The 14,294-nt window shown below is 65.6% G+C and carries 13 protein-coding genes; 9 read left to right on the top strand and 4 right to left on the bottom strand.

The window, feature by feature from the left end; genetic code table 11:
- Window positions 1-17 precede the first annotated feature (17 nt).
- The 7 genes from lepB (at window position 18) to nagZ (ending at window position 6,568) form a co-directional block, all read left to right on the top strand.
- The gene (gene lepB / locus LJ656_RS20485) at window positions 18-911 is read left to right on the top strand and encodes a signal peptidase I (RefSeq protein WP_230511198.1); all 894 of its coding nucleotides are present in this window, start codon (window positions 18-20) and stop codon (window positions 909-911) included.
- Window positions 912-1,106: 195 nt separating this feature from the next.
- Window positions 1,107-2,366 (top strand): ribonuclease III, encoded by a 1,260-nt coding sequence (gene rnc, locus LJ656_RS20480; RefSeq protein WP_230511197.1) that lies wholly within the window; start codon window positions 1,107-1,109, stop codon window positions 2,364-2,366.
- A 54-nt stretch (window positions 2,367-2,420) separates the two neighbouring features.
- Window positions 2,421-3,320, top strand: coding sequence for a GTPase Era (gene era, locus LJ656_RS20475; RefSeq protein ID WP_230511196.1), 900 nt, complete (start codon window positions 2,421-2,423; stop codon window positions 3,318-3,320).
- Window positions 3,307-4,218, top strand: a complete 912-nt coding sequence (recO, locus tag LJ656_RS20470; protein WP_230511195.1) for a DNA repair protein RecO — start codon at window positions 3,307-3,309, stop codon at window positions 4,216-4,218. Before era ends, recO begins: the two co-directional genes overlap by 14 nt.
- Window positions 4,215-4,979 carry a pyridoxine 5'-phosphate synthase gene (pdxJ, locus tag LJ656_RS20465; RefSeq protein WP_230511194.1) on the top strand — a complete coding sequence of 255 codons (765 nt, stop codon included), beginning with the start codon at window positions 4,215-4,217 and terminating at the stop codon, window positions 4,977-4,979. The genes recO and pdxJ overlap by 4 nt, the downstream gene beginning before the upstream one ends.
- A gap of 26 nt (window positions 4,980-5,005) precedes the next feature.
- Entirely contained in the window at window positions 5,006-5,473 is a 468-nt protein-coding gene (gene acpS, locus LJ656_RS20460; RefSeq protein WP_230511193.1) for a holo-ACP synthase, read from the top strand.
- 66 nt (window positions 5,474-5,539) lie between these two features.
- On the top strand, window positions 5,540-6,568 hold the full coding sequence (gene nagZ, locus LJ656_RS20455; protein ID WP_230511192.1) for a beta-N-acetylhexosaminidase: 1,029 nt from the start codon (window positions 5,540-5,542) through the stop codon (window positions 6,566-6,568).
- Between the two features lie 123 nt (window positions 6,569-6,691).
- Here nagZ and LJ656_RS20450 read toward each other — a convergent pair whose 3' ends face one another.
- The 4 genes from LJ656_RS20450 to earP all read right to left on the bottom strand — a co-directional run bounded on the left by LJ656_RS20450 (window position 6,692) and on the right by earP (window position 10,926).
- Complete coding sequence (locus tag LJ656_RS20450; protein ID WP_230511191.1) at window positions 6,692-8,074, bottom strand: sigma-54-dependent transcriptional regulator; 1,383 nt, start codon at window positions 8,072-8,074, stop codon at window positions 6,692-6,694.
- Between the two features lie 183 nt (window positions 8,075-8,257).
- Window positions 8,258-8,464 (bottom strand): CsbD family protein, encoded by a 207-nt coding sequence (locus LJ656_RS20445; protein WP_230511190.1) that lies wholly within the window; start codon window positions 8,462-8,464, stop codon window positions 8,258-8,260.
- Between the two features lie 276 nt (window positions 8,465-8,740).
- Complete coding sequence (gene efp / locus LJ656_RS20440; protein ID WP_062127804.1) at window positions 8,741-9,298, bottom strand: elongation factor P; 558 nt, start codon at window positions 9,296-9,298, stop codon at window positions 8,741-8,743.
- Window positions 9,299-9,714: 416 nt separating this feature from the next.
- The gene (earP, locus tag LJ656_RS20435) at window positions 9,715-10,926 is read right to left on the bottom strand and encodes an elongation factor P maturation arginine rhamnosyltransferase EarP (RefSeq protein ID WP_230511189.1); all 1,212 of its coding nucleotides are present in this window, start codon (window positions 10,924-10,926) and stop codon (window positions 9,715-9,717) included.
- 271 nt (window positions 10,927-11,197) lie between these two features.
- Between earP and uvrC the strand changes: the two genes are divergently transcribed.
- The gene (gene uvrC, locus LJ656_RS20430; protein WP_230511188.1) at window positions 11,198-13,414 is read left to right on the top strand and encodes an excinuclease ABC subunit UvrC; all 2,217 of its coding nucleotides are present in this window, start codon (window positions 11,198-11,200) and stop codon (window positions 13,412-13,414) included.
- Window positions 13,415-13,625: 211 nt separating this feature from the next.
- Window positions 13,626-14,219: a CDP-diacylglycerol--glycerol-3-phosphate 3-phosphatidyltransferase gene (pgsA, locus tag LJ656_RS20425; protein WP_230511187.1), complete on the top strand. Its 594-nt coding sequence runs from the start codon at window positions 13,626-13,628 to the stop codon at window positions 14,217-14,219.
- Window positions 14,220-14,294: the final 75 nt, after the last annotated feature.

The raw sequence follows: 14,294 nt of genomic DNA, 5'->3' as shown, positions 1-14,294 counted from the left end.
TTGAATAACGGAACCCTATGAATTTTGCGCTGATTCTTTTTGTGCTCGTCGTTTTGACGGGCGTCGCATGGGTCGCGGACAAACTGGTTTTCCTACCGGCACGACGCCGCGCGGCGGAAGCCGCAGTCGCCGAATTCGATCGTCAACAGGCTCGCGTCGGCGAGCGTTTCGCCGATGAAAACGCCACGCAAACGCGTGCGCGTCTGCGCGACGACAAGCTGCGTCAACCGTGGTGGCTCGAATATACGGCGAGCTTCTTCCCGGTGATTCTGGTGGTGTTCGTGGTGCGCTCGTTCGTGGTCGAGCCGTTCAAGATTCCGTCGGGTTCGATGGTGCCGACGCTGCTGGTGGGCGACTTCATCCTCGTGAACAAGTTCGAATACGGGCTGCGTCTGCCGATCACCAATACCAGGATCACCGAAGGCCGTCCGGTCCGACGCGGCGACGTGGTGGTGTTCCGTTATCCGAAGGATGAATCGGTCGACTACATCAAGCGCGTGATTGGCCTGCCGGGCGACGTGGTCGAGTATCAGGACAAGAGGCTCACGATCAACGGCAAGCTGGTGCCGCAGACGCCGCTGCCCGACTATCTCGACGAAGAACGGCTCGGCTACGCGAAGCAGTTTATGGAAGAGATCGACGGCCGCAAGAACGCGATTCTGAACAATCCGGCGGTGCCGCCGTTTATCGTCGGCGCGGAAGATTTTCCGTATCGCGACAACTGCACGTACAACGCGCGCGGTGTGATCTGCAAAGTGCCGCCGGGCAATTACTTCATGATGGGCGACAACCGCGACAACAGCGCGGACAGCCGTTACTGGGGTTTCGCGCCGGATCGCAATATCGTTGGCCGGGCGTTTTTCATCTGGATGAACTTCAGCGATCTGAAACGGATTGGCACATTCCAGTGAGTCAGGTGATTGATCGCATGACGATCATCTCGTGATTGCCTCAGACACGCCGCGCGAATAACCGGCATCCGGTTATCTCGATCGCGGCGTGTTGCTACGCTACTTTAAGAACTCGCGGTAACGTCGCTTTACGACGCTTTTTCCGCCGGCGCCCCGCGTTTCCGCCGGGTCAGGCGCCCGCGTTATACTCTGCCCATGCCTCTATCTCCGTTGGAAAGCCGTTTGCGCTACGAATTTCGCAATGCGGAATTGTTGCGTCAGGCTTTAACACACCGCAGTCATAGCGCCACGCATAACGAACGGCTCGAATTTCTCGGCGACTCCGTTCTGAATTGCGCGGTGGCTGCGCTTTTGTTCCAACGTTTCGGCAAGCTCGACGAAGGCGACTTGTCGCGGGTGCGCGCGAATCTGGTCAAACAGCAGTCGCTTTACGAAATCGCTCAGGCACTCAATATCTCCGAGGGGCTGCGGCTGGGCGAGGGCGAACTGCGCAGCGGCGGTTTCCGCCGGCCGTCGATCCTCGCCGATACGCTCGAGGCAGTACTCGGCGCGATCTTCCTCGACGGCGGCTTCGAAGCCGCCCAGACGGTCATCAAGCGCCTCTACATACCGATTCTCGACCATATCGACCCGCGCACGCTCGGCAAGGACGCGAAGACGCTGCTGCAGGAGTATCTGCAAGGCCACAAGATCGCGCTGCCGACCTACACCGTCGTCGCGACGCATGGTGCGGCGCACAATCAGCAGTTCGAAGTCGAGTGCACGGTTCCGAAACTGGACGTGAAGGTATCCGGGTCCGGCGCGAGCCGTCGCGCCGCGGAGCAGGCGGCTGCGAAGAAGGCGCTCGACGAGGTGATGGCCGCAGCGCCTGCCGTAGTCGCGAAGCCGAAGCGTTCGAAGGGCGCGCGCGCCGCGAAAAACACCGAGCAGGAAATCGTGCCGGGTGTGACCGGCGTGCAGACCGCGCTGGATCTGCGCACGCCCGATCGCAAGAATGAGCGCGGCGCGCTGCGTGGGGAAGGGCGCGCGAGCGGTGCCGCGGAGGCGCACGCCGACAAGCCGGCCCCCGAAAAAACCGCTGCTGACAAGCCCGCCGCCGAACGCGTCGCGCCGGGCGCCAGTGGTGCGCCGCTCGCGGTGATCCGCGCCGCGCACGTCGAATACAGCGGGCACGACAAGGCGGAGCGCGCCGACAAGGTCGAGCGTAGCGCCGCCCATCCAGCCGACAAGTCCGCTGAAAAGCCCGCCGACAAAGCCCACGATTCCAAATCCGAAGCCGCCTCCGCACCCCGCGGCACGGACCGTCAGCGCAGCCGCGAAGCTACGTCGGACGCAGCCGCTACGGGCGTAACCGCCGCAGCCGCGCCGGTTGCCGCGGTAGCCCCGGCACCCGCCGAACACGACCCCAGCGTTGCCGACGCGGTGCAAACGCGCGTCGCCGACGCGGGCCATTGATTTCCCGCGGCGCCCCTCTCCGGCGCGCCGAACCGAACCTGCCGTAGTCCGAATATGAACGCTCCCACTCCCACTGGTTTTCGCTGCGGCATGGTCGCGATCGTCGGCCGCCCGAACGTCGGCAAGTCCACGCTGATGAATGCGCTGGTCGGCCAGAAAGTCAGCATCACGTCGCGCAAGGCGCAGACCACCCGCCATCGCATCACCGGTATCAACACGATCGACGACGCGCAGTACGTGTTCGTCGACACGCCCGGTTTCCAGACCAAACACAGCGGCGCGCTGAACCGCTCGCTGAACCGCGCGGTCACCTCGACGCTGACGTCGGTCGACGCGATCCTGTTCGTGATCGAAGCCGGCCGCTTCGGCGCCGACGATCAGAAGGTGCTCGACCTGATCCCGGCGAACGTGCCGACGCTGCTGATCGCGAACAAGCTCGACCGGGTGAACGACAAAGCGACGCTGTACCCGTTCATGCAGCAGATGAGCGCGTTGCGCGAGTTCAACGAGATCGTGCCGCTGTCGGCGAAGAATATCGACGACATCAAGCGTCTGATGGCGACCATCAAGCCGTTCCTGCCGGAAGGCGAGCCGATCTACGGCGAGGACGACCTGACCGATCGCAGCGAGCGCTTCCTCGCCGCCGAAATCCTGCGCGAAAAAGTGTTTCGCTGGACCGGCGACGAACTGCCGTACACGAGCACCGTGCTGATCGACAAGTTCGAAACCGAAGGCCGGCTGCGCCGTATCTTCGCGACGATCCTCGTCGATCGCGATACCCACAAGGCGATGATCATCGGCCAGAAGGGCGCGAAGCTCAAGCAGATCAGCACCGAGGCGCGCCTCGACATGGCCAAGCTGTTCGACGGTCCGGTGTACCTGGAAACCTTCGTCAAGGTGAAGAGCGGCTGGGCCGACAACGAAGCCGGGCTTCGTGCGTATGGGTACGAATGACGCGTGGATGACGCTCAATTCCGACGCTGCTCCGGACGACCCGGAGCAGGAACCGTCGCGGCCCGCGCGTAGCGCAAAAAAATCCGCCGCAAAAGGAGCCCGCAGCACCACGTCGCCCGCCGACACCGGCAGCGGCGAGCCGCGCAAGGCGCCCCCGCGCCGCGCGCCGCGCACTTCCGCATCCGACTACCGGATCACCGAGCAGCCCGCTTTCGTGCTGCACAGCTACCCATATCGCGAGACCAGCCTGATCATCGACGTGCTGTCGCGCGATCACGGCCGTCTCGCGCTCGTCGCGAAGGGCGCGAAGCGGCCGCACTCGGCGCTGCGCGGCGTGCTGCAAACTTTCCAGCCGTTGGCGCTCGCGTGGTCCGGCAAATCCGAAGTCCGTACCTTGACCGGCGCCGAATGGGTCGGCGGGATGCTGCCGCTGACCGGCGACGCGCTGCTGTGCGGCTTCTATGTGAACGAGTTGCTGGTCAAGTTCTGCGCGCGCGAAGACCCGCATCCGCAACTGTTCCATCACTACCTCGTCACACTCACCCGTCTCGCTCACGACGAACCGCCGGTTCAGGTACTGCGCTCGTTCGAACGCGTGCTGCTGCGCGAGACCGGCTACGCAATGGCGCTGGATCGCACGGTCGCGCGCAAGGCAGTCGTTGCGCAAGGGCGCTACGTGTTCGATCCCGAGCGCGGCGTACGCGAGGCCTCCGACGAATGGCCCGCGCAGTGGCCGGTCGTATCCGGGCAAACCTTGCTCGATATGGAACAGGACGATTACCATCGAGCGCAGACCGTCGCGCAAAGCAAAACGCTGATGCGCTTTCTGCTCAACACCTATCTCGGCGGTACGCCGCTTGCGACCCGCCAGATCCTGATCGACCTGCAGAATCTATGAGCTTCTTTCTTACCTCGCCGACCGTGATCGACCTCGGCGTCAACATCGATCACGTCGCCACGCTGCGCAATGCGCGCGGCACCGCCTATCCCGATCCGATCCGCGCCGCGCTGATGGCCGAGGAGGCCGGCGCCGACGCGATCACGCTGCACCTGCGCGAAGACCGCCGCCATATCGTCGATGCGGACGTGCGCAAGCTGCGTCCGCTGCTGAAAACGCGTATGAATCTCGAGTGCGCGGTCACCCAGGAAATGCTCGATATCGCCTGCGAAGTGCAGCCGCACGACGTCTGCCTCGTGCCCGAAAAGCGCGCGGAGCTGACGACCGAAGGCGGTCTCGACGTCGCCGGCCAGTTCGACGCGGTGCGCGCCGCATGCCGTCAGCTCGCCGACGCGAACTCTCGCGTGTCGCTGTTCATCGACCCGGACGAAACGCAGATTCGCGCCGCGCACGAAGCGGGCGCGCCGGTGGTCGAACTGCACACCGGCCGCTACGCGGAAGCGCACGACCGGGCCGAGCAGCAGCGCGAATATGAGCGCATCGTGCGCGCGGTCGAATTCGGCGCGACGCTCGGCCTGAAGGTCAACGCGGGCCACGGTCTGCACTACACGAACGTGCAGCAGATCGCGGCGATCGACGGCATCGTCGAACTGAATATCGGTCACGCGATCGTCGCGCACGCGATCTTCGCAGGCTGGGACAACGCGGTGCGCGAGATGAAGGCGATCATGGTCGCCGCGCGTCTCGGCGCGCGCGCCTGATCCAGCCGCAACGCGGGGGCGCAGGCATGGCGATCTACGGCATCGGTACCGACATCGTGCAGGTCAGCCGCGTGGCCGCGGTGATGACCCGCACCAACGGCCGCTTCGCGGAAAAGGTGCTCGGCCCCGACGAGTTGCGGGTCTATCACGCGCGCCATGCGCGCTCGGCGGCCCGCGGCCTCGCGTTTCTGGCCACGCGTTTCTCGGCGAAGGAAGCGTTTTCGAAGGCGATCGGTCTCGGCATGCATTGGCCGATGACGTGGCGCGCGCTGCAGACGCTGAACAAGCCGAGCGGCGAGCCGATGGTAGTCGCGTCTGGCGAGCTGGCCGACTGGCTCGACGCGCGCGGCATCACCGCGCGCGTGACCATCAGCGACGAGCGTGATTACGCGGTGTCGTTCGTGATCGCGGAAACCGGCGCGGCGCCTGACTCGAAACCGGTGACGCAGGCGAGCGCGCCGCACGCATCGCCCGCGCAATCGGCGACCGAATAAAACCTTGAACCGGCCGCTAGCGGCGCGGGTTCGTCTTTGCTTCACACTCCCTTGCAGCGGAATTCGATGAAATTCAGAACCGGACCGGTGATGTTCGACGTGGTCGGCAAAACGCTCGATCGCGACGATAAACGACGCCTCGCTCACCCGATGACCGGTGGCGTGATCCTGTTTGCGCGCCACTACGAGAACCGCGCGCAGCTGGTCGCGCTGACCGGGGCGATCCGCGAAATTCGCCCGGATCTCTTGATCGCCGTCGATCACGAGGGCGGCCGCGTGCAGCGCTTTCGCACCGACGGCTTCACGGTGCTGCCGTCGATGGGCAAGCTCGGCGCGCTGTGGGATCGCGACGTGCTGCTCGCGACCAAGGTCGCGACCGCGGTCGGTTATATCCTCGCCGCGGAACTGCGCGCGTGCGATATCGACATGAGTTTCACGCCGGTGCTCGATCTCGATTACGGCCACTCGCAGGTGATCGGCGATCGTGCGTTCCATCGCGATCCGCGCGTCGTTGCGTTGCTCGCGAAGAGCCTGAACCACGGCCTCGCGCTGGCCGGCATGAGCAATTGCGGCAAGCACTTCCCGGGGCACGGCTTCGCGCACGCGGACTCGCACGTCGCGGTACCGGTCGACGAACGCCCGCTCGACGAGATTCTCGGCAACGACGCCGCGCCGTACGACTGGCTCGGTCTGTCGCTCGGCGCGGTGCTGCCGGCGCACGTCGTTTATCCGCAGGTCGACGCGAAACCGGCCGGCTTTTCGCGCGTCTGGCTGCAGGACATCCTGCGCGGCAAGCTCGGCTTCGACGGCGCGATTTTCACCGACGATATGTCGATGGAAGCCGCGCGCCAGGGCGGCACGCTGACCGAAGGCGCAACCGCCGCGTTGGAGGCCGGCTGCGACATGGTGGTGATCTGCAACCAGCCGCACGAAGCGGAGAAGGTGCTCGACGCGCTGCGCTTTACGCCGTCGGACGAATCGCGACGGCGTCTGCAGCGCATGCGGCCGCGCGGCAAGGCGCTCACGTGGGACAAGCTGATGGCCGAGCCGCGCTATGTGCGGGCGCAGGCGCTGCTGCGAAGTTCGCTGGGCTGAAGAACGGCTATGAGAAAGAAAATGGCGCCTTGAAGCAATTCAAGGCGCCATTTTTTCGTCGTTGTCCGCAGCAGGCAGTTTGCCCGCCGCTCGCCGCTCGCGCACAGGCAGCGCGATCCAGACTCAGTTCAAGCGCATCCGCTGCAGCTTGTTATACAGCGTCTTAGGACTGATCCCGAGCAACGACGCCGCACGATGCCGCGTGCCGCCGACCGCATCGAGCGTCGCGCGAATCAGCATTTCCTCGACGTCCGCGAGCGGCGTGCCGACCGTCACTTGCACGCGGCTGCCGTTCAGGTCGCGGCCGTTCGCGGTGCCCGCTTCGTCGGCGCGCAACGATTCGATCACGTCGCCCGAGGCCAGATAGGCGCGCCGCACTCGTTCCTGCAATTCGCGCACGTTGCCCGGCCAGTCGTACGCGAGGCATTCGCGCAGGAAGTTTGGCCCGGCCTGTTTCGCGGTCTCGGCGGTGCCGCGCGCGCTCGCTTCCTGATTCATTTCGTCGATGACCGCCTGGGCGATCAGCACCGGATCGTCCCCGCGCTCGCGCAGCGGCGGCAGCGTCACCGCTGCGGCTTCGAGGCGCTGCGCGAGATCGCGATGCAGACTGCCGTCCTCGACCGCGGAGCGCGGCGATTTGCGGGTCGATGCGACCAGCCGGAAGTCGGTGACGACCTGGTTGGTGCCGCCGACGCGCATGAAGGTCTGCGAATCGAGTGCGCGCAGTAGTGCTTCCTGCTGCGCCCGCGGCAGCTCGCAGATCTCGTTGATGAACAGCGTGCCGCCGCTCGCCTGTTCGAACAGCCCCGGCTCGCGCTGCTCGGCGCCGCCGAACGCGCCGCGTTCGTGGCCGAACATCACGCTGTCGAGCGAGCGGTTCAGCGCGGCAACCGCGGCGCTGCGGCAGTCGAACGTGACGAACGGACCCTTGCGGCGCCGGCTCATCTCGTGGAGGGTGCGTGCGGCGACCTGTTTGCCGGTGCCGGCGTCGCCCCAGATCAGCACGGCGGCTTCGGTCGGCGCGAGATGCTCGATCGTGTCGTACACGTGCTGGATCGCGCTGCTGCGGCCGAGCATCGAGCCGAAGCGGCCCAACTGACGCAGCGACGCGCGCAGCGTCTGGACTTCCTCGGTCAGTTCGTACGGTCGCGGGATCCGCGCGAGCAGGCTGCGCAGACGCGGAATATTGACCGGCTTGAGCAGATAGTCCCAGATGCCGTGCCGCAGACCTTCGATCGCGCTCTCGACCGTCGCGTTGCCGGTCATCACGATCACCGGCAACGCGCCGCCTGGCGGATGGGCGGGCAGATGCTGCAGCAGATCGAGGCCGCTGCCGTCCGGCAGGTTCAGGTCGACCAGCACGACGTCCGGAATGAAGCGCGTCAGCGCCGTGCGGGCCTCGGCGAGCGTGGTCGCGGTATCGACGGAAAAGCCGTCGGCCGCCAGTATCGCGGACAGGCCGGACAGGCTGTTTGGATCGTCTTCAACAATCAGTGCGTGTGGCATGGCGAGCGCAATTTTATGAATGAATGAAATACCCGGGACGCCGCTCGGTCAGCGGCGCGGCGCAGGCTCTGGGGCTCGACGACAGGACGGTACAGTGGATACTGAACGGCGCAACGACAGCCCGCCTTCCGGCCGCGCATGGCGGTCGCGGCGGCGCTGCCTGTAGTTCCTGCACCGGCTCTGTCAGAAATCCCGGTTGCTATCGAAGAACCGCCGCACTTCCAGCTCGGCCTGCTCACGGGTCTTGCCATAACGTTCCTGGATCAGACCGGCAAGCCGGTCGGCGCGGCCTTCGGCCTTGGTCAGTTCGTCATCGGTCAGTTCGCCCCATGCGGCCTTCGCCTTGCCGACCAGCTGTTTCCACTTGCCTTCTGCGATGTCGTGGTTCACGGTGCCTCCCGAATTTGGAAATAAGCGATGCTAGCTTCTTCTGAAGTAAGCAGAGACCGTGCCAAAAGCCTTTGTTGATGCGGATCAATGACTTGCTTGCTGGAGAGGGCGAAATGCACCGCTGCGCCATAGTAATTTTGAGACAGACGCCGGTAAAGTTTTCCTGAACCATGGCGAAGGAGACGGAAAAGAAAAAGCGCCCAAGGTGGGCGCTTTCTTAAGCAGGCCGGCGGAGTGCCGGCGCTGGCGGGGTGCTGTGCGGTTGCGCGTAGGCGCTTACGCGCGGCTGCGGTACTCGTGCGTACGGGTGTCGATTTCGATCTTGTCGCCGATGTTGCAGAACAGCGGCACCTGCAGTTCGAAGCCGGTGTTCAGCTTGGCGTTCTTCAGCACCTTGCCCGACGACGTGTCGCCCTTGACGGCCGGTTCCGTGTAGATGATCTCGCGCACCAGCGTGGTCGGCAGTTCGACCGAGATCGCCTTCTCGTTGTAGAACACGACTTCGCAAGCCATGCCGTCTTCGAGGTAGTGCAGCGCGTCGCCCATCATTTCGGCTTCGACTTCGTACTGGTTGTAGTCGGCGTCCATGAACACGTACATCGGGTCGGCGAAGTACGAGTACGTCACTTCCTTGCGCTCGAGCACGACGACGTCGAACTTGTCGTCCGCCTTGTACACGGTTTCCATGCCTGCGCCGGTTAGCAGGTTCTTGAACTTCATCTTGACGACGGCCGAGTTGCGGCCCGACTTGTTGTATTCGGCCTTCTGCACGACCATGGCGTCAGCGCCGATCATCACGACGTTGCCGGTGCGGAGTTCCTGTGCGGTCTTCATAAAACTGTCCTGTACGAGATAAGTAGCTAAATGTTGCTCAACGGCATACGGCGCAAGCGGTTTCGGCGTTTCGCTTACCGCCAGCCGCGCGCCGTGTCGAAACGGCGATGCTGTCGGGGATGCGCAAAACGGGGTCGGCCCGCGGCGGAAACCCGGGTGGGGACCGCCTGACGCAGCCCGCCGGTGCCCGGCCATTCCACCTGTCCGTTACCTGATTTTTACCCTGTGCGGGCGTGTACACGAGTGGCGCCGATCCGGGAAGCCACTACGCTACGTCCCTTTTTTGACATTCGCGTGCCGGCTCCGAAGGTTGGGGCGCGCGTGACGTTTTCCACTGGGGGACGGGCCAGCCTGGCTGACCAAGAGTGTGCTGCCGGATCGGGCCGCGCTTGCGTCGTCGGCCGTTGGATAACCGCTTATTTTAACTGACTTTTTGCGAACGAGGTCAGATTTCCAGCGAGATCGCCGACTTGCGCGAGTTCGGCCGCCCAGCCGGCGGCGCGTTGCTTCAGTAGCGGGTAATGGCGCTGGAATTGCGCCCAGTCCGCTTGACCATTGCCGTTCCACGCGTGCCAGAAGCGCTCGAGCGCGCCGCGTGCGGCGGCCGGCAGCGTGCGGGTGTAGTGGGCGAGCGCGGCGTCGAGTTTCGGCAGATGGGCATCGTCGGCTTGCGGATAGATGTGCCAGACGAACGGCTTCGCGGCCCATTGCGCGCGCACGAACGAATCCTCGCCGCGCACGAAATTGACGTCGCTGGCCCACAGCAGCGCGTCGTAGCCGGGCTGGTCGGTGAACGCGAGTGCGTGCGCGGTGAGGTTGCCGCGCGTCGCGTGGCTGCCCGCCGCGAACGACGGCAGCCCGAAAAAGCGCGCGAGCGCGCCGGAAATGCGGCCTTCGGGGACCAGCAGCACGATCGGGCTCGCGCTGTCGCGCCATTGTTCGAGCAGGCTGTCGACGGCCGGAGTCTCGTATGCGAACAGCGAGATAACCGTTGCGTCGGCGGGCGGCGGCGGGTGGCCGGTGCTGGTGCGCCACCAGTGGGCGCGCGCATCGGCCGACGCTTCGAATGCGGCGCGCGCCGCGTCGAGTTGCTGCTCTTTCAGCACGCCGCCGGTGCCGGGGCCGAGCCCGGGGAAGAAGAACGTCTTGCTGAGCGGATAGCGCGGATGCGGCGACGGCCTCAGATGGAAGTCGGCGACCCAGTCTTCGGCGCTCAGGTATTCGAGGTTCAGCCACAACGGCGCGCGCGGGCGTTCGGCCATCGCGGCGATGTAGACCGGCGGCAGCTCGCACGCGAACGCTTCGATCACGACGTCGGCGACTTCGAGCGTGTCGCCGGCGTGAGCCGGTTCGTGCCAGTGTTCGATGACGATGCCGTCGAGTGTTTGACGCGCGCGAGTGGTGTCGAGCGACGGGCACAGCTTCCTGAACGCATGCAGATCGTCGACGAATACCCGCACCTGCCAGCCGTGCTCGCCGGCGAGCTGGCGCGCGAGACGCCAGCACACGCCGATGTCGCCGAAGTTGTCGATGACCGCGCAAAAGATATCGCAGGCGATCGGGGTGGCGAGACCGGCCGGGCTGGCGGGTGCGGCGGGGGTTCCGGAAGCGGGCGGGACGGCGGACATGGCGGTTCGGGCAGCGGCCGGCTTCGGCGACGCGAAGCGGGTTCGAAGCCACGCGGAATGATCTAAACTGGCGATTCTATAGCCTCGCTCGCGATCGCGCGCGACCGTTCCCAGCGCTTCGAGCACGACTGCGGCACGACGAGCGGGCCGCCAGGTGCGTTGCCCGATGAGCGACCGCGATGCCACGCCCGGCGCCTCTGCGAGACAACGACGAGACTAAGCGACACCGAGCCACACCGAGCGCGACACCGTCCCACCCAAACGACCCCGCATGACCGAATCCGCAGCAACCGACGCTTTCGAGCCGAAAAAAGTGCTCGCCCAACTGCCGCATCTGCCCGGCGTGTACCGCTACTACGACACCGGCGGCGCGGTGCTCTACGTGGGCAAGGCGCGCGACCTGAAAAAGCGCGTCTCGAGCTACTTCACGAAGACCCAGCTGTCGCCGCGCATCGCGATGATGGTCACGCGCATCGCGCGCATCGAGACGACCGTCACGCGCTCGGAGGCCGAGGCGCTGCTGCTCGAAAACAATCTGATCAAGGCGCTCGCGCCGCGCTACAACATCCTGTTTCGCGACGACAAGTCGTATCCGTATCTGAAGCTGACCGGCCACAAGTTTCCGCGCATGGCGTATTACCGCGGCTCGGTCGATCGCAAGAACCAGTACTTCGGTCCGTTTCCGAGCGCGTGGGCGGTGCGCGAGAGCATCCAGATCCTGCAGCGCGTATTCCAGTTGCGCACCTGCGAGGACTCGGTGTTCAACAACCGCACGCGGCCGTGTCTGTTGCATCAGATCGGCCGCTGCACCGCGCCGTGCGTCGGCAATATCAGCGAAGAGGATTACGCGCGCGATGTCGGCAACGCAGCGCGCTTTCTGCTCGGCCGCCAGGGCGAGGTGATGAAGGAGCTCGAGCAGAAGATGCACGCGTTCGCGAGCGAGCTGAAGTTCGAGCAGGCGGCGGCGGTGCGCAACCAGATGAGTTCGCTGTCGACGGTGTTGCATCAACAGGCGATCGAAGTCGGCAGCGACAGCGACGTCGACATTCTCGCGGTGGTCGCGCTGGGCGGCCGCGTGTGCGTGAATCTCGCGATGGTGCGCGGCGGCCGGCATCTCGGTGATAAAGCGTATTTCCCGACTCATGTGGAGAGCGCGTTGACCGCCGACGAAGGCGGGCTGGAAGACGGCGACGCCGACGCCGACGCCGACGCTAACGCGGGCGCGGCCGGCGCGCCGGTGCCGGTGGTGCAGGCCGAAGCGCGTGTGAACGACGCGGCGCATGCAGCGGCGGCCGCGGATGCGCTCGCGATCGCGCGGGACATGCCGGCGGAAGACGAAGACGCCGACCTCGAAGACGCCGGCCTCGACGCCACAGACGCAGAACCGACCGCGCCCGACGCATCCGCCCCTGCCACGCAGCGCCGCAAAGGCCGCGCGCCGGGCGGCATCGAAGCCGAGGTGCTCGAAGCGTTCATCGCGCAGCACTACCTGGGCAATCGCGTGCCGCCGGTGCTGGTCGTCAGCCACGCACCCGCGCGTGAGCTGGTCGACGTACTGACCGAACAGGCGGGCCACAAGGTGACCGTGCTGCGTCAGCCGCAGGGCCAACGCCGCGCATGGCTCGCGATGGCCGAGCAGAACGCCCGGCTCGCGCTCGCGCGACTGCTGTCGGAGCAGGGCTCGCAGCAGGCCCGCACGCGCGCGCTGACCGACACGCTCGGGATGGAGTGCGACGACCTCGCGCATCTGCGCATCGAATGCTTCGACATCAGTCACACGATGGGCGAGGCGACCCAGGCGTCGTGCGTGGTCTATCACCATCACAAGATGCAGTCGTCGGAGTACCGTCGCTACAACATCACCGGCATCACGCCCGGCGACGACTACGCGGCGATGCGCCAGGTGCTGACGCGCCGCTACGAGAAGATGGTCGAGCAAGCCGCCGCCAATGCCGCCGACGCAGCGGCCGAATCGCCAGGCGACGCGGCCGCCGAGCCGTCGCTCGCCGCCGATGCGGCCGAACCGGCCGCTGCCGGCGGCACACTGCCGACCATCGTGCTGATCGACGGCGGCAAGGGGCAGGTTGAAATTGCGCGCCAGGTGTTCACCGAACTCGGGCTCGATACCGGCATGCTGGTCGGGGTCGCGAAAGGCGAGGGCCGCAAGGTTGGCCTTGAAACGCTGATTTTCGCCGACGGCCGCACGCCGCTCGAACTCGGCAAGGAAAGCGCCGCGCTGATGCTGGTCGCGCAGATCCGCGACGAAGCGCACCGCTTCGCGATCACCGGCATGCGCGCGAAGCGCGGCAAGACCCGCCAGACCTCGCGGCTCGAGGAACTCGAAGGGGTCGGCGCGAAGCGGCGTCAGCGGCTGCTCGCGCGCTTCGGCGGATTGCGCGGCGTGGTGGCCGCGAGCGTCGAGGATCTCGCGAGCGTCGAAGGCATTTCGCAGGCGCTGGCCGAGCAGATCTACCGGCAGCTGCATTGAGCTTCGCCTCGCGGTGACTCGCGGCGCGCCGCGCGCCGCTTCGTCCGGCGGCGCGTGAACGGGTCGAAGCATCCAGCGCCGTCCGGCCCCGCCGCGCGCGGCATGCGCCGGGCTCGAGTCGGCCGCTTGCACAGCCGCGCCGGCTTGCTTGTGGCAGGCACGGCGACACGGCACAATTGCAACTCACTCGTCCGACGCTGCGCCTGCCCACATGCCGTTTAATTTCCCGATCTTCCTGACCTGGCTGCGAATCGTGCTGATTCCGCTGGTCGTCGGTGTGTTCTATCTGCCCGACATGATGATGAGTCCCGCGCACCGCAACCTCGCGGCCGCGACGATCTTCATTCTGGCCGCGCTCACCGACTGGTTCGACGGCTTTCTTGCCCGCAAATGGAATCAGACCTCCGCGTTCGGCGCATTTCTCGATCCGGTCGCCGACAAGCTGATGGTGACGGCCGCGCTGCTCGTACTCGTGCAACTGTCGCGGATCGATTCGGCGATTGCGCTGGTGATCGTCGGACGCGAAATCGCAATCTCGGCGCTGCGCGAATGGATGGCGCAGATCGGCGCGTCGAAGAGCGTCGCGGTCAACTCGCTCGGCAAGTTCAAGACCGCGTGCCAGATGATCGCGATTCCGATGCTGCTGTTCTACGGTCCGTTGCGGCTCGGCGCCGGCATCACGGTCGATACGCGCGTGTGGGGCCTATGGCTGATTTATCTGGCCGCGTTCCTGACGATCTGGTCGATGCTCTACTACATGAAGCTCGCATGGCCGCAAATTCGCGAGCGTGGTGGTGTCGCTTGAGATCGGAAACGTCGTCGAGAACGTAGCGGCGCGGGGGAGCAAAACGTGCTCGAACCTCGGGCAACGATGAGGCAA

This window comes from Paraburkholderia sejongensis (assembly GCF_020880815.1).
Taxonomy (GTDB): Bacteria; Pseudomonadota; Gammaproteobacteria; order Burkholderiales; family Burkholderiaceae; genus Paraburkholderia; species Paraburkholderia sejongensis.
This window is presented reverse-complemented; position numbering and strand designations above follow the sequence as displayed.

What these genes read in the sequence shown, in the direction of transcription:
- lepB (WP_230511198.1), top strand. Translation starts at nt 18, where the DNA reads ATGAATTTTGCGCTGATTCTTTTTGTGCTCGTCGTTTTGACGGGCGTC.
- rnc (WP_230511197.1), top strand. Translation starts at nt 1,107, where the DNA reads ATGCCTCTATCTCCGTTGGAAAGCCGTTTGCGCTACGAATTTCGCAAT.
- era (WP_230511196.1), top strand. Translation starts at nt 2,421, where the DNA reads ATGAACGCTCCCACTCCCACTGGTTTTCGCTGCGGCATGGTCGCGATC.
- recO (WP_230511195.1), top strand. Translation starts at nt 3,307, where the DNA reads ATGGGTACGAATGACGCGTGGATGACGCTCAATTCCGACGCTGCTCCG.
- pdxJ (WP_230511194.1), top strand. Translation starts at nt 4,215, where the DNA reads ATGAGCTTCTTTCTTACCTCGCCGACCGTGATCGACCTCGGCGTCAAC.
- acpS (WP_230511193.1), top strand. Translation starts at nt 5,006, where the DNA reads ATGGCGATCTACGGCATCGGTACCGACATCGTGCAGGTCAGCCGCGTG.
- nagZ (WP_230511192.1), top strand. Translation starts at nt 5,540, where the DNA reads ATGAAATTCAGAACCGGACCGGTGATGTTCGACGTGGTCGGCAAAACG.
- LJ656_RS20450 (WP_230511191.1), bottom strand. Translation starts at nt 8,074, where the DNA reads ATGCCACACGCACTGATTGTTGAAGACGATCCAAACAGCCTGTCCGGC.
- efp (WP_062127804.1), bottom strand. Translation starts at nt 9,298, where the DNA reads ATGAAGACCGCACAGGAACTCCGCACCGGCAACGTCGTGATGATCGGC.
- earP (WP_230511189.1), bottom strand. Translation starts at nt 10,926, where the DNA reads ATGTCCGCCGTCCCGCCCGCTTCCGGAACCCCCGCCGCACCCGCCAGC.
- uvrC (WP_230511188.1), top strand. Translation starts at nt 11,198, where the DNA reads ATGACCGAATCCGCAGCAACCGACGCTTTCGAGCCGAAAAAAGTGCTC.
- pgsA (WP_230511187.1), top strand. Translation starts at nt 13,626, where the DNA reads ATGCCGTTTAATTTCCCGATCTTCCTGACCTGGCTGCGAATCGTGCTG.